The 17,887-nt window shown below is 71.4% G+C and carries 18 protein-coding genes; 5 read left to right on the top strand and 13 right to left on the bottom strand.

Annotated features, from left to right (window positions below; genetic code table 11):
• Window positions 1-74 precede the first annotated feature (74 nt).
• Entirely contained in the window at window positions 75-671 is a 597-nt protein-coding gene (locus tag IE275_RS14285; RefSeq protein ID WP_189711542.1) for a TetR/AcrR family transcriptional regulator, read from the top strand.
• Between the two features lie 48 nt (window positions 672-719).
• Here the strand turns inward: IE275_RS14285 and IE275_RS14280 are convergent, their stop codons facing one another.
• The gene (locus tag IE275_RS14280; protein ID WP_189711541.1) at window positions 720-1,265 is read right to left on the bottom strand and encodes a M23 family metallopeptidase; all 546 of its coding nucleotides are present in this window, start codon (window positions 1,263-1,265) and stop codon (window positions 720-722) included.
• A gap of 536 nt (window positions 1,266-1,801) precedes the next feature.
• Between IE275_RS14280 and IE275_RS14275 the strand changes: the two genes are divergently transcribed.
• On the top strand, window positions 1,802-2,443 hold the full coding sequence (locus IE275_RS14275; protein ID WP_189711539.1) for an HAD family acid phosphatase: 642 nt from the start codon (window positions 1,802-1,804) through the stop codon (window positions 2,441-2,443).
• Window positions 2,444-2,691: 248 nt separating this feature from the next.
• Here IE275_RS14275 and IE275_RS14270 read toward each other — a convergent pair whose 3' ends face one another.
• Window positions 2,692-5,217: an ATP-dependent Clp protease ATP-binding subunit gene (locus IE275_RS14270; RefSeq protein WP_189711537.1), complete on the bottom strand. Its 2,526-nt coding sequence runs from the start codon at window positions 5,215-5,217 to the stop codon at window positions 2,692-2,694.
• A gap of 832 nt (window positions 5,218-6,049) precedes the next feature.
• Here IE275_RS14270 and IE275_RS45905 point away from each other — a divergent pair.
• Entirely contained in the window at window positions 6,050-6,622 is a 573-nt protein-coding gene (locus tag IE275_RS45905; RefSeq protein WP_444545879.1) for an SCO3374 family protein, read from the top strand.
• Here the strand turns inward: IE275_RS45905 and IE275_RS14260 are convergent.
• The 10 genes from IE275_RS14260 to IE275_RS14215 form a co-directional block, all read right to left on the bottom strand.
• Window positions 6,601-6,936, bottom strand: coding sequence for a histone-like nucleoid-structuring protein Lsr2 (locus IE275_RS14260; RefSeq protein WP_189711535.1), 336 nt, complete (start codon window positions 6,934-6,936; stop codon window positions 6,601-6,603). The two genes, IE275_RS45905 and IE275_RS14260, sit on opposite strands and share 22 nt — an antisense overlap.
• Before the next feature lie 224 nt (window positions 6,937-7,160).
• Window positions 7,161-7,709 (bottom strand): amino-acid N-acetyltransferase, encoded by a 549-nt coding sequence (locus tag IE275_RS14255; RefSeq protein ID WP_189711533.1) that lies wholly within the window; start codon window positions 7,707-7,709, stop codon window positions 7,161-7,163.
• Between the two features lie 9 nt (window positions 7,710-7,718).
• Window positions 7,719-8,138 carry a BlaI/MecI/CopY family transcriptional regulator gene (locus IE275_RS14250; RefSeq protein WP_189711531.1) on the bottom strand — a complete coding sequence of 140 codons (420 nt, stop codon included), beginning with the start codon at window positions 8,136-8,138 and terminating at the stop codon, window positions 7,719-7,721.
• 146 nt (window positions 8,139-8,284) lie between these two features.
• Entirely contained in the window at window positions 8,285-8,464 is a 180-nt protein-coding gene (locus tag IE275_RS14245; RefSeq protein WP_189711529.1) for a hypothetical protein, read from the bottom strand.
• 130 nt (window positions 8,465-8,594) lie between these two features.
• Window positions 8,595-9,284, bottom strand: coding sequence for a hypothetical protein (locus tag IE275_RS14240; RefSeq protein ID WP_189711603.1), 690 nt, complete (start codon window positions 9,282-9,284; stop codon window positions 8,595-8,597).
• A 218-nt stretch (window positions 9,285-9,502) separates the two neighbouring features.
• Window positions 9,503-10,300 carry a type III pantothenate kinase gene (locus tag IE275_RS14235; RefSeq protein WP_189711527.1) on the bottom strand — a complete coding sequence of 266 codons (798 nt, stop codon included), beginning with the start codon at window positions 10,298-10,300 and terminating at the stop codon, window positions 9,503-9,505.
• Window positions 10,301-10,316: 16 nt separating this feature from the next.
• A complete protein-coding gene (gene nadC, locus IE275_RS14230) occupies window positions 10,317-11,294 on the bottom strand; it encodes a carboxylating nicotinate-nucleotide diphosphorylase (RefSeq protein WP_189711525.1) in 978 nt (325 codons plus the stop codon).
• 5 nt (window positions 11,295-11,299) lie between these two features.
• On the bottom strand, window positions 11,300-13,015 hold the full coding sequence (locus IE275_RS14225) for an L-aspartate oxidase (protein ID WP_189711523.1): 1,716 nt from the start codon (window positions 13,013-13,015) through the stop codon (window positions 11,300-11,302).
• Window positions 13,012-14,004 (bottom strand): pantoate--beta-alanine ligase, encoded by a 993-nt coding sequence (gene panC / locus IE275_RS14220; protein ID WP_189711521.1) that lies wholly within the window; start codon window positions 14,002-14,004, stop codon window positions 13,012-13,014. Before panC ends, IE275_RS14225 begins: the two co-directional genes overlap by 4 nt.
• Window positions 14,001-14,966 (bottom strand): Rossmann-like and DUF2520 domain-containing protein, encoded by a 966-nt coding sequence (locus IE275_RS14215; protein WP_189711520.1) that lies wholly within the window; start codon window positions 14,964-14,966, stop codon window positions 14,001-14,003. The genes panC and IE275_RS14215 overlap by 4 nt, the downstream gene beginning before the upstream one ends.
• A 183-nt stretch (window positions 14,967-15,149) precedes the next feature.
• On the opposite strand from IE275_RS14215, the gene IE275_RS14210 reads away from it, so the two are divergent.
• Window positions 15,150-16,337 (top strand): threonine aldolase family protein, encoded by a 1,188-nt coding sequence (locus tag IE275_RS14210; protein WP_189711518.1) that lies wholly within the window; start codon window positions 15,150-15,152, stop codon window positions 16,335-16,337.
• Window positions 16,338-16,378: 41 nt separating this feature from the next.
• On the opposite strand, the gene IE275_RS14205 is transcribed toward IE275_RS14210, so the two are convergent.
• Complete coding sequence (locus tag IE275_RS14205) at window positions 16,379-16,597, bottom strand: hypothetical protein (RefSeq protein WP_189711516.1); 219 nt, start codon at window positions 16,595-16,597, stop codon at window positions 16,379-16,381.
• Between the two features lie 160 nt (window positions 16,598-16,757).
• On the opposite strand from IE275_RS14205, the gene IE275_RS14200 reads away from it, so the two are divergent.
• Window positions 16,758-17,867: a DUF5937 family protein gene (locus IE275_RS14200; protein WP_189711514.1), complete on the top strand. Its 1,110-nt coding sequence runs from the start codon at window positions 16,758-16,760 to the stop codon at window positions 17,865-17,867.
• The last annotated feature ends 20 nt before the right edge of the window (window positions 17,868-17,887 follow it).

The following is a 17,887-nucleotide window of genomic DNA, read 5'->3' as shown; positions in this document are numbered from 1 at the left end:
ACTACACTGGGGAAGGTAGACCCGTCACTAGCCGGTCGTCAAGTAAGTTCCGCGGGAGCCCGAGGAGTACGAGGATGGACGTCACCATGGACGGCATGAAGCAGCAGCGCCGCGGGAACACCCGCCAGCGCATCCAGGACGTCGCGCTCGAACTCTTCGCCGAGCAGGGCTACGAGAAGACCTCCCTCCGCGAGATCGCGGAGCGTCTGGAGGTCACGAAGGCTGCCCTGTACTACCACTTCAAGACGAAGGAAGAGATCATCGTCAGCATCTTCCAGGATCTGACGAAGCCGATCGAGGAACTGATCGAGTGGGGCAAGGAGCAGCCGCACACCCTGGACACCAAACAGGAGATCGTACGGCGCTACAGCCAGATCCTCGCCGACGCGTCCCCGCTCTTCCGCTTCATGCAGGAGAACCAGGCGACGGTGCGGGAGCTCCAGATCGGCGATTCCTTCAAGGACCGGATGCGCGGGCTGCGCGACATCATCATCGACCCGGACGCGCGACTGACCGACCAGGTCCGCTGCGTGAGCGCCATCTTCACGCTGCACGCCGGGATGTTCCTGCTCCAGGACTTCGAAGGCGACGCCGAGGAGAAGCGCGATGCCGTCCTCGAAGTCGCCGTCGATCTGGTGACCCAGGCCCATGAGGGCAGCCGGCGGTCCTGAGCCTCCTCCGGCTCAGCGGGCCGCCCGGCATGCCGGAGTGCGGGGCTCTCAGATGGACAGGCCCTTGGCGCGCAGGAAGGCGACCGGGTTGATGGCCGAGCCGTAGTTCGCGGTCTTACGGATCTCGAAGTGCAGGTGCGGGCCGCTGGAGTTGCCCGTGTTGCCGGACAGGGCTATGCGCTGACCGGTCTTGACGATCTGGCCGACCCTCACCTCGACGCGCGAGAGGTGGGCGTACTGGGAGTACGTCCCGCTGCCGTGCTTGATGACGATGGCGTTGCCGTAGGCCGGACCGTCACCGGCGCCGTTGCCGCCGGCCTTGACGACCGTGCCGCCGTGCGTGGCCACGACCTTGGTGCCGCTCGGCACGGCGAAGTCCTGCCCGCTGTGGGTGGACTGCCACATGGCGCCGGCCTGGTGGAAGCTGGCGGACTTGGCGTAGTGCGCGACGGGCTTGACCCAGCCGGTGGCAGCGGAGGCGGACGTCACCCCGGCTCCCAGCACGACCGAGGCACCGAGGGCGGTGGCCCCGACGGCCACGCCGGTGCGACGGAGGGACGTACGGGAGAGACGGGACGTGACGCGCTGGAACATCGAAGACCTCATGAGAACGGGGACAGAGAAACCATCCGGCACACGGTCGGCCGCCGGATGGCCATCCCTTGGTAACCCCGAGCCCCACGGACCCCCAAACGTGTGATCTACGACGGAAGCTAGTACTTCAACCCAAAGCTTCACACTCCTTGACAGAACCCCTCAAGGCCGCAATTTGGACACCCTCCACGCCGGAGACTCGGCGCGCATTTCACCCCTGGGGCGTATGTCCTTTTTGCCCAAATGGGCTCTTCCACTACGCGCCCTAGTAGCCCTCGAAGGGCCTGTGCGGCATGTCACCGGCCCCCCTCCTCAAGGGACTTCGGGATGTGACGGGGGCTACTCCCCTGCCCCGCACGGCACTTGTGACCCCCGTCACGATCAAGGCAGGGGTCTGTGACCGGCCTCTCAGCACCCTCTACCGTCCAGTAACCCGCAGGTTCCCGCCAGTAACCCGCTGGTTCCCCTCAGGCCATCCCCACCGATGAGCATGCCCACGACACCGGCAGCGCAAGGACGCGAGAGGACCCCCACACATGACCAGAGGCACCTGGACGCGCCGTATCGCCATGACCGCCGTGGCCACCGCCGCCGCCTGGGCGCTGGCCGTCCCGGCCGGTGCCCAGGCGGCTACGGCCACCGGCACGTCCACCTCCACCGTCGCCGCGGCCGCAGCCGCAGAGGACGTCGACTACGCGACCTGGCAGACCGACTGCCAGGCCGTGATGAACGAGGCCCTGCCCTACCTGAAGCAGCGCATCGCCGCCGCCAAGCCGGGCGAGAAGCAGGCCATCGTCTTCGACATCGACAACACCACCCTGGAGACCGACTTCGGCTTCAGCTACCCGCAGCCGGCCAACAAGCCGGTCCTCGACGTCGCCACGTACGCCCAGGAGCACGGCGTCTCGCTGTTCTTCGTCACCGCCCGCCCGGGGATCATCTCCGGGGTGACCGACTACAACCTCAAGCACGTCGGCTACAAGGTCTCCGGCCTCTACGTCCGCGGCTTCCTCGACCTCTTCAAGGACGTCGCCGCCTACAAGACGGCCCAGCGCGTCACCATCGAGAACAAGGGCTACACGATCATCGCGAACGTCGGCAACAGCGCCACCGACCTCTCCGGCGGCCACGCCGAGAAGACCTACAAGCTGCCGGACTACGACGGCCAGCTGTCCTGACCCGACGGCGCACACGGCGTCGTAGCCGCGAGGCGGCAGATCGGTAGCCGCGAGGCGGCAGATCGTCCCGGCATCGCAGCGGGCACGCACGACGCGGGGGCGCACGAGGCCTGTGCGTACGACGCGGGCCGGCACGAAGCCCGTGCGCACGCGGCGGCCGGTACGAAGCCCGCACACGCGAAGCCCGCGGGCATGACGAAGGGGCCGGTGCTCGAAAGCACCGGCCCCTTCTGGCGTCGCCGTGAGGCTTACGCCTCCTTGCTCAGGTTCGGCCCGGCACCGCCGGCCGCCTGCTCGATCGGCGGGACGTCGGGCAGCGCCGACTTCTCCTCGCCGCGGAAGGTGAAGGTCTGGGCGTCGCCCTCGCCCTCGGTGTCCACGACCACGATGTGACCCGGACGCAGCTCGCCGAAGAGGATCTTCTCCGACAGCGTGTCCTCGATCTCGCGCTGGATCGTGCGACGCAGCGGACGCGCGCCCAGCACCGGGTCGTAGCCCTTCTTGGACAGCAGCTCCTTGGCGGACTGGGAGAGCTCGATGCCCATGTCCCGGTCCTTCAGGCGCTCGTCCACCTTGCCGATCATCAGGTCGACGATCCGCAGGATGTCCGCCTGCGTCAGCTGCGGGAAGACGACCACGTCGTCCACGCGGTTGAGGAACTCGGGGCGGAAGTGCTGCTTGAGCTCGTCCGAGACCTTGTTCTTCATGCGCTCGTAGTTGGACTTCTTGTCGCCCGAGGCCGCGAAGCCCAGGTTGAAGCCCTTGGAGATGTCCCGGGTGCCGAGGTTGGTCGTCATGATGATGACCGTGTTCTTGAAGTCCACGACCCGGCCCTGGGAGTCGGTCAGACGACCGTCCTCCAGGATCTGGAGCAGCGAGTTGAAGATGTCCGGGTGGGCCTTCTCGACCTCGTCGAAGAGGACGACGGAGAACGGCTTGCGACGGACCTTCTCGGTCAGCTGGCCGCCCTCTTCGTAGCCCACGTATCCGGGGGGCGAACCGAAGAGACGCGACACCGTGTGCTTCTCGCTGAACTCCGACATGTCGAGGGAGATCAGCGCGTCCTCGTCACCGAAGAGGAACTCGGCGAGCGCCTTGGACAGCTCGGTCTTACCGACACCGGACGGACCGGCGAAGATGAACGAGCCACCGGGACGCTTGGGGTCCTTCAGACCGGCACGCGTACGGCGGATCGCCTTGGACAGCGCCTTGACGGCGTCGACCTGGCCGATGACCCGCTTGTGGAGCTCGTCCTCCATACGCAGCAGACGCGAGGACTCCTCCTCGGTCAGCTTGAAGACCGGGATGCCGGTGGCCGTGGCGAGGACCTCGGCGATCAGCTCGCCGTCGACCTCGGCGACGACGTCCATGTCGCCGGCCTTCCACTCCTTCTCGCGCTTGGCCTTGGCGGCCAGGAGCTGCTTCTCCTTGTCGCGGAGGGAGGCGGCCTTCTCGAAGTCCTGCGAGTCGATCGCGGACTCCTTGTCGCGGCGGACGCCGGCGATCTTCTCGTCGAACTCGCGCAGGTCCGGCGGAGCGGTCATCCGGCGGATGCGCATCCGGGAGCCGGCCTCGTCGATCAGGTCGATCGCCTTGTCCGGCAGGAAGCGGTCCGAGATGTACCGGTCGGCCAGGGTGGCGGCCTGGACCAGCGCCTCGTCGGTGATGGAGACGCGGTGGTGCGCCTCGTACCGGTCGCGCAGACCCTTGAGGATCTCGATCGTGTGCGGCAGGGACGGCTCGGCGACCTGGATGGGCTGGAAGCGGCGCTCGAGGGCCGCGTCCTTCTCCAGGTGCTTGCGGTACTCGTCCAGCGTGGTCGCACCGATGGTCTGGAGCTCACCACGGGCCAGCATCGGCTTCAGGATCGAAGCGGCGTCGATGGCGCCCTCGGCGGCACCCGCACCGACCAGCGTGTGCAGCTCGTCGATGAACAGGATGATGTCGCCGCGGGTGCGGATCTCCTTGAGCACCTTCTTCAGGCGCTCCTCGAAGTCACCGCGGTAGCGGGAGCCGGCGACCAGCGCACCGAGGTCCAGGGTGTAGAGGTGCTTGTCCTTGAGGGTCTCGGGCACCTCGCCCTTGACGATGGCCTGAGCGAGGCCCTCGACGACGGCGGTCTTGCCGACGCCGGGCTCACCGATCAGGACCGGGTTGTTCTTGGTGCGGCGGGACAGCACCTGCATGACCCGCTCGATCTCCTTCTCGCGCCCGATGACCGGGTCGAGCTTGGACTCGCGAGCGGCCTGGGTGAGGTTCCGGCCGAACTGGTCGAGGACCAGGGACGTCGAGGGGGTGCCCTCGGCAGGGCCGCCGGCGGTGGCGGTCTCCTTGCCCTGGTAACCGGAGAGCAGCTGGATGACCTGCTGCCGCACCCGGTTGAGATCTGCGCCCAGCTTGACCAGGACCTGGGCGGCGACGCCCTCGCCCTCACGGATCAGGCCGAGCAGGATGTGCTCCGTGCCGATGTAGTTGTGGCCCAGCTGAAGGGCCTCGCGGAGCGACAGCTCCAGGACCTTCTTGGCACGGGGGGTGAAGGGGATGTGCCCGGACGGGGCCTGCTGCCCCTGCCCGATGATCTCCTCCACCTGCTGGCGGACCGCCTCGAGCGAAATCCCGAGGCTCTCAAGGGCCTTGGCGGCGACACCCTCACCCTCATGGATCAGGCCCAGGAGGATGTGCTCGGTGCCGATGTAGTTGTGGTTGAGCATCCGGGCTTCTTCCTGAGCCAGGACGACAACCCGCCGCGCGCGGTCGGTGAACCTCTCGAACATCGTTAATCGCTCCTCAGAGCGGTCAGGCAGTGGGGGGAACTTCCCCTCCCTGTCCTTCCGCAGCTTAGTCCCGCAAGCGGGGACCGCTCATTCCAACTGCCGACACCGTCGATGGCCTCCTGACCCCGAACGCCGACATCTGCTCCAACCCGATGGTGCGAGACGATGTTCCCGCAGGCCAGGCAGTTACCCTCACCATCAGTACGCCGATGGCGAACGTGAGACGTCCTTTCCTGCGTGTCGCCCCCTCCCACTAGGCATGTCTTACCCGCTGGGACTGACACTCCATGCCCTGCGCACCGGTTCCCTCCGCTACGGGCGAACAACCTTGCGCCTCCCGCCAGGCCCACCCGCCTCTTCTTTTCGCACACTGCGCAGTCACGGCGGCACCCAGCGTAACTCTCGGGGCTTTCGGACGGTTGCGCTTGGCATGGCTGGCTCAGTCCCACCGTTCGTGCCCCCGCTCGCGCCCCTCTGCGTTCCCCCCTCCGTGCCGCCGGCCGCCCCTGCGGCCGCCTCCGCGCACCCCCTGGTGCCCCTGCCTCGCCGTCCGCTCGGACCGGCCCGCACCGAGTACACGGAGCACACCGAGAGCACCGAGATCACGGAGAGCGCCGGGAACTCCGAGGGCGGGGAGGACGGAAAAGACGGGGAGAGCGACGGGGAGCACGACAGGGAGAACAGGGAGGCCGCGGACGCCAAGATCCGTGACTGGTACGAGAACGTACTGGCGTGGCCGACGGTGCCCGGGGAGCCGGTACGACTTTTGACCGGCGAGCGCTTCGACGTCCTGGACGTCCCGGTCACGGCGGGGTCCGCGGCGCTGCGGCGACTGGCGGCTGCCGCCGACCGGACGGGTATCGGCACCGACCGGACGGGTACCGGGGCGACCGAGAACGGCGCCGGCCCTGCGGCGGGCGGCGCCACGCGGGGCGATGCCGCGGTGTCGGGCTTCCCGAGTCTGCCGGGTCTGCCCGGTCTCCCGGGTCTCCGAGATGCCCCTGGCCTCCCGGGTCTCCCGGATCTCCCTGGCTTCCCGGTGGCCGTCCACGGGGACCGGATGTGGCTGCTGGTGGCCGCGGGGGGCGCGGAGGAGCTGCCCGGCATCCTCCAGTGGCTGGAGTGGGGCTCGCTGCCGCTGGACCTGACGGCGATCGGCGCGGGCGGGCTCGTCGAGGCCCCCGCGCCTCCGGGCCGCCGCCGCACCGGGCCATTGCAGGGGGCCGCTGTCTGGCTGCGGCCCCCCGTGGCGGCGTGCGAGGTCGAGGCCTCGCTGCCGACGATGTCGGCATGGAGGGGCGTGGGGGGCGCCCCCGATCTCGTTCGGCTGGTGAACACGCTGGCGACGGAGTGCCACCGTGTCCGGCTGTGGCGCGCGAGCGCTCAGCCGTTGGCCTTCTCGTAAGCCTCACGAATGGTCGCCGGAACACGGCCGCGGTCGTTGACCTCGAAACCGTTCTCCTTGGCCCACGCACGGATCTGAGCGGTGTCCTGGCTGCCGCCGGTCGCGGCGCGCGCCTTTCCACGCCCACCCGAAGCACGGCCACCCGTACGCCGGCCGCCCTTCACGTAGGCCTCGAGAAGACCACGCAGCTTGTCCGCATTGGCAGTCGTGAGATCGATCTCGTACGTCTTGCCGTCCAGCGCGAACGTCACGGTCTCGTCCGCCTCGCCGCCGTCGAGGTCGTCGACAAGAAGGACCTGAACCTTCTGTGCCACCGGATTTCCTTTCATCGATAACGTGAGGGACGGGGTCCGCGGCGTCCGCCGTTTAGCCGCGCCCTGTTATATGCAGTACTGCGTTACGTCGGAAAGCAAACCGCTTTTGCTGGGAAAACACAAACCCCTAGCGGAGGCCGACGGCCCGCCCCAGGCCCGGAAACATGCGCGTTTCGGACATAGGGAACCGGGCAAGGCCGCTCGGTCGGAATGGGTCCCGACGATCACAGATGCAGAAGCATCCGGCTGTTGCCCAAGGTGTTGGGTTTCACTCGTTCGAGTCCGAGGAACTCCGCTACGCCCTCGTCATAGGAACGCAGCAGCTCCGCGTAGACATCGGTGTCGACGGGCGTCTCGCCGATCTCCACGAAGCCGTGCTTGCCGAAGAAGTCCACTTCGAAGGTCAGGCAGAAAACACGGCGAACGCCGAGCCACCGGGCGGTGTGCAGCAACTTCTCCAACAACTGGTGACCGACGCCCGCGCCCTTCAGGCCGGGCTTCACCGCGAGAGTGCGCACTTCAGCCAGGTCTTCCCACATCACGTGCAGGGCGCCGCAGCCGACCACCTCGGCGTTGTCGTCGCGTTCGGCGACCCAGAACTCCTGGATGTCCTCGTAAAGCGTCACCGTCGCTTTGTCGAGCAGGATGCGGCCGCGGACGTACGCGTCAAGGAGTCGGCGTACGGCCGGGACATCGCTGGTCCGGGCCCGCCGGACGGTGATGGCTTTAGCGGAGACTTCGAGGTTCTCGCCGGAGGGGCTCTCTGCGGACATGAGCGGACGCTATCGCCCGTCGTCCTCCGTTGCCGAGCCGGGGTTCTCCCCGGGACTCGGCGCAGAGGCTTCGGAAGTTTCCGGACCTTGGGCGATGCGTACGGCGTCGCGCAGCGCCCCGCGCTGTTCGTCGCTCATCATCCCGAAGAAGGCGACGAGAGCGGCGGCGGGGTTGTCGCTCTGCGCCCAGGCGTCGTTCATGAGGGCAGCCGCGTAGGCGGCTCGGGTGGAGACCGCCTCATATCGATAGGCCCGGCCTTCCGCCTCACGGCGCACCCAGCCCTTCTGATGGAGATTGTCCAAAACGGTCATCACCGTGGTGTACGCGATGGACCGTTCCTGCTGAAGGTCTTCCAGGACTTCTCGAACGGTCACCGGGCGGTTCCACTTCCACACCCGCGTCATCACCGCGTCTTCGAGTTCTCCCAATGGGCGAGGCACAACTCAGAACAATAATGGGAGATCTCGCCGATCGCGTGCCGGACGTGCACCTTCATCAGCAAACATGAACAAAAAGGGCGCACGGCTCCGGGAGGGAGTCGTGCGCCCTTGGAGGGTGCGAGCGGGCGGCGGGGTCAGGCGTCGGGGCCCACGGAGGCCTGGCGGGCGCTCTGCGCGCGCGCGAGGGCCGCGTCCACGGCGGCGTCCTCCTTGGCCTTGTTGGCTCCGCCCTGGGTCTTCACGATCACCCGGATCACACCGATGAAGAACACGGCCATGACGACCGGGGGCACGAGCGCGGAGACGTAGTCCATGGATCCAGGGTAGCCAGGGAGGAACGGGACATCGGGGCGGGGTCGGGCCGCCGGCGGACCCGCAGGTGGCGGCCACCGGTGGCGCGGGCGACCGGTGGCGCGGGCGACCGGTGGCGAACGGGGTGCCGCCTCAGCCCGCCACGAGCCGCCGCTGCTCCGGGTCCGCGGGCGGCGGAGCCGGCTTGCGGCGCGGGAAGACCTCGCCCGGCGTGGGGATGGGCCGGTGCGGGGGCTGGGGCTCGGCGGGCTTCGCGGGGACGGGTCCCGGTGCGGGCGCGGCCGGTTTCTCGGCGGGCTTCCTGCGCGGCTCCTCGCCCGGCCCGCCCGATCCGTCGGCCGCGACGAGAAGGCGGTCGGCGTCGTCGCCGGAGCGGCCCCCAGGGAGCGCCAGGAGGCGCGTACGGGACGCCGGGACCAGCGGGGTGGCGTGTACGGCCCCGCGGGCCGTACGGCGGGCGAGACGGGTGCGTACGTCCTGCTCGGCGAGTACCTGGCAGCGCTCCAGCAGGGCGGCGGCCGTGGGGTTGCCGCGCAGGGCGCGCAGGGCGGCCAGGTCGTCGGGTTCGGGCCGGTGGCCCGTGGCCAGGACTTCCTCCAGGAGCGTCAGATAGCCGGTGACGGTGCCGGGGAGGGCGGCGCGGTACCGGGCGAGGTCGGCCACCAGGAAGGCCCGCAGCCGGGCGGCCTCGCGCATCGCGTCGTCGAGGGAGTCGGCGAGGCGATGGCAGTCCTGGACGTCCTCGGCGGAGACGGGACCGGGGTGGAGGGCGAGGGCGAGGGCACGGCGGAGCACACGCAGCTCCTCCGCGCCGAACGCCAGGCCGCCGCGGGATCCGTAGGGCGTGGGCATGCCGCGACGGTACGCGCTAATCAGACAAATTCGACATAACAGTGGGAAGTGACGCGCCCGAATCCGCCCCGATGGCCCCTTCGGAGCCGGCCGCCGGGCGCGGAGCCCGACTCCGGCGCGGCGGACGGCGGGCCGTCACCGGCCGCCCTCGCGCAGCCGGGCGCACCGCACCGCGCCGCCCGCACCCGTCACATTCGCGAGACGTTCCGCTCGTACACCAGCCGCAGTCCGATCAGCGTCAGCCAGGGCTCGTGCTCGTCGATCACCGAGGACTCGCCGAGGACCATCGGGGCGAGGCCGCCGGTGGCGATCACCGTGACGTCGTCCGGGTCCTCGGCCAGCTCCCGTGCCATCCGGCCGACCACGCCGTCGACCTGGCCGGCGAACCCGTAGACGATGCCGGACTGCATGGCCTCGACCGTGTTCTTGCCGATCACGCTCCGGGGCCGCGCCACCTCGATCTTGCGCAGCTGGGCGGCCTTGACGCCGAGGGCCTCGACGGAGATCTCGATGCCGGGGGCGATGACCCCGCCGACGTACTCTCCGCGCGCGCTGACCGCGTCGAACGTGGTCGCCGTGCCGAAGTCGACCACGATCGCCGGGCCGCCGTACAGCTCGTTCGCGGCGACCGCGTTGATGATGCGGTCGGCGCCGACCTCCTTGGGGTTGTCGAAGAGGATCGGCACGCCGGTCTTCACACCCGGCTCGACGAGGACCGCGGGCACGTCGCCGTAGTAGCGGCGGGTCACCTCGCGCAGCTCGTGCAGCACGGAGGGGACGGTGGCGCAGATCGCGATCCCGTCGATGCCGTCGCCCAGCTCCACCCCGAGGAGCGGGTGCATGCCCATCAGGCCCTGGAGGAGTACCGCCATCTCGTCGGCCGTACGGCGTGCGTCGGTCGAGATCCGCCAGTGCTCGACGATGTCCTCGCCGTCGAACAGTCCCAGCACGGTGTGCGTGTTGCCCACGTCGATCGTCAGCAGCATGGCCGGTTCCCGCTCCCTACTCCGCCGCCCGCAGATCCAGGCCGATGTCCAGGATCGGCGAGGAGTGCGTGAGGGCTCCGACGGCCAGGAAGTCGACGCCGGTGTCGGCGTACGCGCGCGCGTTGTCCAGGGTGAGCCGGCCGGACGCCTCCAGCAGGGCGCGCCCGCCGACGACACCGACGGCCTCCGCACACTCTCCGGGCGTGAAGTTGTCCAGCAGGATCAGGTCTGCGCCGGCGTCCACGACGTCGCGCAGCTGGTGCAGGGTGTCGACCTCGACCTCGATCGGGACGTCCGGGAAGGTCTCCCGTACGGCCTTGAAGGCCTCGGCGACGCCGCCCGCGGCGACCACGTGGTTGTCCTTGACCAGGGCCGCGTCGGAGAGCGACATGCGGTGGTTGATGCCACCGCCGCAGCGGACCGCGAACTTCTCCAGGGAGCGCAGGCCCGGCGTGGTCTTGCGGGTGTCACGCACGCGTGCCTTGGTTCCCTCCAGGACGTCCGCCCACGCGCGCGTGGCGGTCGCGATACCGGAGAGGCGGCACAGCAGGTTGAGCGCGCTGCGCTCGGCGGTCAGCAGGTCACGCGTGCGCGTGGTGACCGACAGCAGCTTCTGGCCGGCCTCCACGCGGTCGCCGTCCTCGACGTGCCGCTCGACCTCGAACTCGTCGGTGCACACGACCGAGACGACGGCCTCGGCGACCCGCAGGCCCGCGACCACGCCGGCCTCCCGGGCGGTGAAGTCGGCGGTGGCCACCGCGTCCTCGGGGATGGTCGCGACGGTCGTCACGTCCACGCCGTGGTCCAGGTCCTCCTGGATGGCGACGTTGGCGATGTCCTCGACCTCGACGGGGTCGAGGCCGGCGTCGGCGAGGAGCTGCGCGAGCGCGGGGTCGAGCCCGCACTCCAGGTACTCGGCGTCGTCCTCGGCGCCACAGGCGCAGCCGTCGCCGCAGCCGCCGCTCTGGGCGAGGGGAAGATCGGGGGTGCTCACGTCTGTCACTGCTCCTGCTGGTGGTGCCGGGTCGGGGGGAAGTCTGCGGTATCGGTGGCGTGTACCGCGAGGGTGCGGTCCGGATTCAGCCGTACGACGATGTGGCGCCGCCAGTCCGTGTCGTCGCGGTCGGCGTGGTCCTCGCGCCAGTGGCAGCCGCGGGTCTCCTCGCGCAGCGCGGCGGCGGCGACCAGGACGCGTGCCACGCACAGGAGGTTGGTGGCCTCCCAGGTGTCGACGCCGGGCTCGGCGGTCTTGCCGTTCTCGTCGAGGGCGTCGCGGGCCTCGGTGTGCAGCCGCTGGAGCTGGTCGGCGGCCTTGGCCAGGGACTCGGCGGAGCGCAGGACGCCCGCGCCCTCGGTCATGATCCGCTGGATCGCGAACCGGGCCTCGGGGGCCAGGAGCGGGTGCGCGGGCCGCTCGGGGTGCTCGACCGGTGCGGGCACGCGCGCGTGCGGGCCGTCGTCCGCGTGGCTGTCGGTGATGTCGACGGCGATCCGCTCGGCGTAGACCAGGCCCTCCAGGAGGGAGTTGGACGCCAGCCGGTTCGCGCCGTGCACGCCGGTGCAGGCGACCTCGCCGCACGCGTACAGGCCCGGGACGGTGGTGCGGCCCCGGGAGTCGGTGCGTACGCCGCCGGAGGCGTAGTGGGCCGCCGGCGCTATCGGGATCGGTTCGTGGACGGGGTCGATGCCGTGGGCGCGGCAGGCGGCGAGGATCGTCGGGAAGCGGTGCTCCCACATGGCCGCGCCGAAGTGCCGGGCGTCGAGGAACATGTGCTCGGCGTCCTGCTCCTGCATCCGGCGCATGATGCCCTTGGCGACGATGTCGCGGGGCGCCAGCTCGGCCAGCTCGTGCTGCCCGACCATGAAGCGCACGCCGTCCGCGTCGACCAGGTGGGCGCCCTCGCCGCGCACCGCCTCGGAGACCAGCGGCTGCTGGCCCTCGGCGTCCGGGCCGAGGAACAGCACGGTGGGGTGGAACTGCACGAACTCCAGGTCGGAGACCTCGGCGCCGGCCCGCAGGGCGAGCGCCACGCCGTCACCGGTGGAGACGGACGGGTTGGTGGTCGCGGAGAACACCTGGCCCATGCCGCCGGTCGCGAGGACGACCGTGGGGGCGTGCACGGCGCCCACGCCGTCGTGCTGGCCCTCGCCCATGACGTGCAGGGTGACGCCCGCCGTACGGCCGGCCGCGTCCGTCAGCAGGTCCAGGACGAGCGCGTTCTCGATCGTGCGCAGCCCACGCGCGCGTACCGCCTCCACGAGGGCGCGGGAGATCTCCGCGCCGGTCGCGTCTCCGCCCGCGTGCGCGATCCGGCGCCGGTGGTGGCCGCCCTCGCGGGTGAGCTCCAGGTCGCCCTCGGCGGACTCGTCGAAGTGGGCGCCGGTCTCGATGAGCCGCCGTACGGCGTCGGGACCCTCGGTGACGAGGATCCGTACGGCCTCCTCGTCGCACAGGCCCGCGCCCGCCACCAGCGTGTCGTCGAGGTGCTGTTCGGGGGTGTCGCCCTCACCCAGGGCCGCCGCGATGCCGCCCTGCGCCCAGCGGGTGGAGCCGTCGTCGAGACGCGCCTTGGTGACGACGACCGTGCGCAGGCCGGCGGCCTCGCAGCGCAGGGCCGCGGTCAGGCCGGCGACGCCGGAGCCGACGACCACGACGTCCGCGGTGATGCTCCACCCGGGCGCGGGTGCGTGCAGTCGTATGCCTGTGCTGCTCACGAGGCGGCTCCGAAGGTCAGGGGGAGGTTGTCGATCAGCCGGGTCGCACCGACCCGGGCGGCGACGGCGAGGACGGCCTCGCCGGTGAAGTCGTCCCCGATCTCCGTGAAGTCGGCGGGGTCGACGAGCGCGAGATAGTCCAGCTGCAGCGGCGGGTCGAGGCGGACGGCCTCGTCGAGCGTCTGCCGGGCGGCCGCGCGGACGGCCGCCGGGTTGCCGGGGGCGGCCTTGGCGACGGCGTGCGCGTCCGCGGCCGCGCGGGACTCCCCTATGGCGCTGAGCGCCTCGGCCCGCGCCTGGGTGGCGGGCACCTCACGCGCGCGTGCCCGCAGCGCCTCCTGGGCGGCGTGCCGGTCGCGGCCCGCGAACAGGGCGGCGGACAGGGCGAGCGCGGTGTGCCGCTCCTTCGGGGAGAGGTAGCGGTTGCGGCTGGACAGGGCCAGCCCGTCGGCCTCACGGACGGTGGGGACGGCGACGATGTCGACGCCGAAGTTCAGGTCGCGGGCCATGCGCCGGATCAGGGCCAGCTGCTGGGCGTCCTTCTGCCCGAACAGGGCCGCGTCGGGCCGGGTGAGGTGCAGCAGCTTGGCGACGACGGTGAGCATGCCGTCGAAGTGCCCGGGGCGCGAGGCGCCCTCCAGCCGCTCCCCCATCGGGCCGGCGCTGATCCGGACCTGGGGCTCGCCGCCCGGGTAGACCTCGTCCACGGACGGGGCGAACACGACGTCCGCGCCGGCCTGCTCGGCGATCTTGAGGTCGGCGTCCAGGGTGCGCGGGTAGCGGTCGAGGTCCTCGCCCGCGCCGAACTGGAGGGGGTTCACGAAGACCGTGACGACGACCTCGCCGTCCGGTCCGGCGAGCTCCCGGGCGGTGCGCACGAGGGTGGCGTGGCCGTCGTGCAGGGCGCCCATCGTCATCACGACGGCCCGGCGGCCCGCACGCGTGCCTTCGCGCAGTTCGGCGGCGGTGCGCAGCAGGGTGGCGGTCATCCGGCATCTCCTTCGGTGCCGTGCGTTCCGTGGGGTCCGTGCGGTCCGTGCGTCCCTTGGGCGTCGCCCGCGAGCACCCCGAGGAGATCCTCGGCGAGTTCGGGCTTGAGCAGCCCGTGGGCGAGCGCGCGGTCCGCGGTCGCGCGGGCCATCGCCAGATAGCCGTCGACGGCCTGCGGGGCGTGCCGGCGCAGCTCGGAGACGTGCGCGGCGACCGTGCCCGCGTCCCCGCGCGCGACGGGCCCGGTGAGTGCGGCGTCACCGGAACGCAGCGCGTTGTCGAGGGCGGCGCCGAGCAGGGGGCCCAGCATCCGGTCGGGGGCCTCCACGCCCGCCGTCCGGAGCAGCTCCATGGACTGGGCGACCAGCGTGACCAGGTGGTTCGCGCCCAGGGCGAGGGCCGCGTGGTAGAGCGGGCGGTTCTCCTCGGCGATCCACTCCGGTTCGCCGCCCATCTCGATGACGAGCGCCTCGGCGGCCATCCGCAGCTCCTCGGGCGCGGTGACGCCGAAGGAACACCCGGCCAGACGCTGGACGTCCACGGGCGTGCCGGTGAACGTCATCGCCGGGTGCAGGGCCAGCGGCAGCGCGCCCGCGCGCAGGGCGGGGTCGAGGACCCGCGTGCCGTAGCGCCCGGAGGTGTGCACGAGCAGGTGGCCGGGCCGGACGGCCCCGGTCTCGACAAGTCCCTCGACGAGACCGGGCAGGACGTCGTCGGGGACGGTCAGCAGCACCAGGTCGGCGCGCCCGAGGACCTCCGCGGGCGGGACGAGGGGCACGTCGGGCAGCAGCAGCGCGGCCCGCCGCCGGGAGGAGTCGGAGACACCGGAGACGGCCACCGGGCGGTGCCCGGCGAGCTGGAGGGACGCGGCGAGCGCGGGACCCACGCGGCCGGCGCCGACGACGCCGACGGTGAGCCGCGCGGGGCGGTCCCTGGGGTCTGGTTGTTGGACTGTACTCACGCGACGGCGGCCTTCCGTTCCAGTCCGCTCGGGGTACCGGACGATTTCTCGTCATGTTAACGCGATTGGTTCGGGGCGAGTCCGGCCCGTCCACAGGCTGTGGGTTATCTCGCAGCCGAACGCCCCCTGGGAGCCCGGGAAATCCGTGTGTCCGCGCGAACCGGCGCACGGCATGATCCGCTCATGAGGGATACGGCGGAACAGAGCGGCCAGGACGAGGAGAAGTCGCCGCGGGAGCGGCTGCGGGAGCGGCGGACGGCGGCCTTCCGGGCGGCGGAGCGTGTCCTGTCCCGCGGGGGCTACCACGGCACGCTGCGCGAGCGGCTCACGCTGCTCCAGGACGCCGCGCCCGAGGTCTACGACCTGGACGAGCGGGCGGACATCTACGGCAACGGGGTCGTGGCGGCCCTGGAGGAGCGGGTCGCCGCGCTGCTGGGGACGGAGGCCGCCGCGTTCTTCCCGACCGGCACGATGGCCCAGCAGGTCGCCCTGCGCTGCTGGGCCGGCCGCACCGGCGACCGCACGGTGGCACTGCACGGCCTGGCCCATCCCGAGGTGCATGAGCGGGGCGCGTTGTCCGTGGTCAGCGGGTTGCGCACGGTCCGGCTGACGAGCGAGCCCCGGCTGCCCACGGCCGACGAGGTGCGTGCCTTCGAGGAGCCGTTCGGCGCACTGATGCTGGAGCTGCCCCTCAGGGACGCCGGTTTCGTCCTGCCCACCTGGGAGGAGCTGAACGAGGTCGTGGAGGCGGCGCGCGAGCGCGACGCGGTGGTGCACTTCGACGGCGCGCGCCTGTGGGAGTCCACCGTCCACTTCGGCCGTTCCCTGGACGAGACGGCCGGTCTCGCGGACAGCGTCTACGTGTCGTTCTACAAGTCCCTCGACGGCTTCGGCGGCGCCGCGCTCGCCGGCCCGCACACGCTGATCGAGGAGGCGAAGGCCTGGCGGCACCGGTACGGCGGCATGGTCTTCCAGCAGTTCCCCACCGCCCTGTCGGCGCTCGTCGGCCTGGAGCGGGAGCTGCCCCGCCTGCCCGGGTACGTGCGGCACGCGCGCGTGGTGGCCGCCGCGCTGCGGGAGGGGTTCGCCGAGTCGGGTGTGGCGTGGGCGCGGGTGCATCCCGAGGTGCCGCACACCCACGAGTTCCGGGTCTGGCTGCCGTACGAGGCCGACGTACTCGCCGAGGCGGCGGCGCTCCAGGCCGAGGAGACCGGGTCGATGCTGTTCGCCTCCGCCTGGGACACCGGCGGGCCCGGACTGTCGTTCACCGAGGTCACGATCCGCTCCCAGGGCCTGGAGTGGACGGCGGACGACGTGCGGGCGGCGGTCGCCGACTTCGTCGCCCGGGTGGCGTCGGTGGCCGGCGGGTAGCCGCGGGCGGCCCGGCCCACCGGCCGTCCCCGCCGGGATGGTCAGCCGGTGGTGGGGCGCCGGCGGGGGTGGAGCAGGCGGCTGAGGGCCCGCCGGATCCTCCCGTGGGCCGGGCGGCCGGCGAGGACCGCGCGGAACTGCCGGTGGTCGCGCAGCTCGCGCACGACCTGCCAGTCGTGGGCGCCGGGCGCGGGCGGGAGGGGCTCGCCGTTGCGGCGGGCACGGTAGGTGTCGAGGACGTACTGCTGCGTGATGCTCATGACGACGCCTTCGCGGGTCGTGGGGAAACGGGAATCCGGAGGGCTCCGCGGTAGCCCCGGTCGTCCCAGGCTGCGCCCGGCCGGCGGGGTTCGTCGCCTCGATTGACGGCGGCCGTCAATCGAGGCAGGCGTTGTCGGTGGCCGGGTGCACCATGAGGACATGAGCGTGAGCATCGACATCGCGGGGCTGCGGCCGGAGAGGGTCGCCGTCGTGCCCTCCCCCTTGGCCGAGCTGGGCATGGCGCTGCACGCCCTGTCCGAGCCCGGCCACCATCCCCGGCTCCAGGGCTGGGCCACCGGCGTCACCGCCGGGCTCGACCCGCATCTCGCCGACCGGATGTGCGAGGCGGACTTCCTGTGGCGGACGACGTTCTCGGACATCTTCCTGCCGTACGCGGGCGTCCCGGGCGGCGGCACCCTGCCGGGGGCCACGCTCGCCGAGGAACTGGACCTGCTGGACAAACTGACCGACGAACAGTTCGTGGACGCGGCGCTGGAGTTCATCACCTGCTCGCTCGCCTACGACACCCAGCCCTCGGGCGTCCTCTCGGACGCGTCCGTGCGCCCACGGGCCCTGGAGGCGGCCGCCTACCGCGGACCTCAGCAGGTGCGGTTCACCCAGCGGCTGCTCGACGACCCGCCCGGCGTCCGCGGCTGGGTGCGGCGCTTCCTGGAGGACTGCGAGGAGGCGTTCTTCGCGGACGCCTGGTCCCGGCTCTGCCACCAGCTGGCGGCGGACGCCCGGCACAAGACGGAGCTGCTGCGGCACCGGGGGCTTTCCGAGGCGCTGGCCGCGGTCTCCCCGGTGGTGACGCTGGACGAGGCCGCCGGACGGATCGTCGTCGACAAGCTGCTCGAAGGCCGTACCTCCGTCCAGGGCGGCGGTCTGCTCCTCGTCCCGACCAGCTTCGGCTGGCCCCACCTCAGCGTGCTGCACCGGCCGGGCTGGCAGCCCGTGCTGCACTACCCGGTCGGCTCCCCCGATCCGGCCTCACCGCCGTCGGTCGAGCAGCTCACGCTGCGGATGACGGCCCTGTCCCACCCCGTCCGGATGCGGATCTGCCGCTACCTGGCGCGCAGCGCCTACACGACGAGCGAGCTGGCCCAGGTGCAGGGCATGACGGCCCCGGAGATATCCCGGCACCTCGCCGTCCTGAAGAAGGCCGGCCTGGTCACCACCCGCCGGCGCGGCCGGTACGTGCTGCACCAGCTGGACGTGGCGGTGGTGGCGCGGCTGGGCAGCGACTTCCTGGAGGGCGTCCTCCGGTAGCGCTCCCGGCGGTGTTCTCG

Source organism: Streptomyces phaeofaciens (genome assembly GCF_014648915.1).
Taxonomy (GTDB): domain Bacteria; phylum Actinomycetota; class Actinomycetes; order Streptomycetales; family Streptomycetaceae; genus Streptomyces; species Streptomyces phaeofaciens.
Note: the sequence above shows the minus strand (reverse complement) of the source record. Positions and strands in the feature narration are given on the sequence as shown.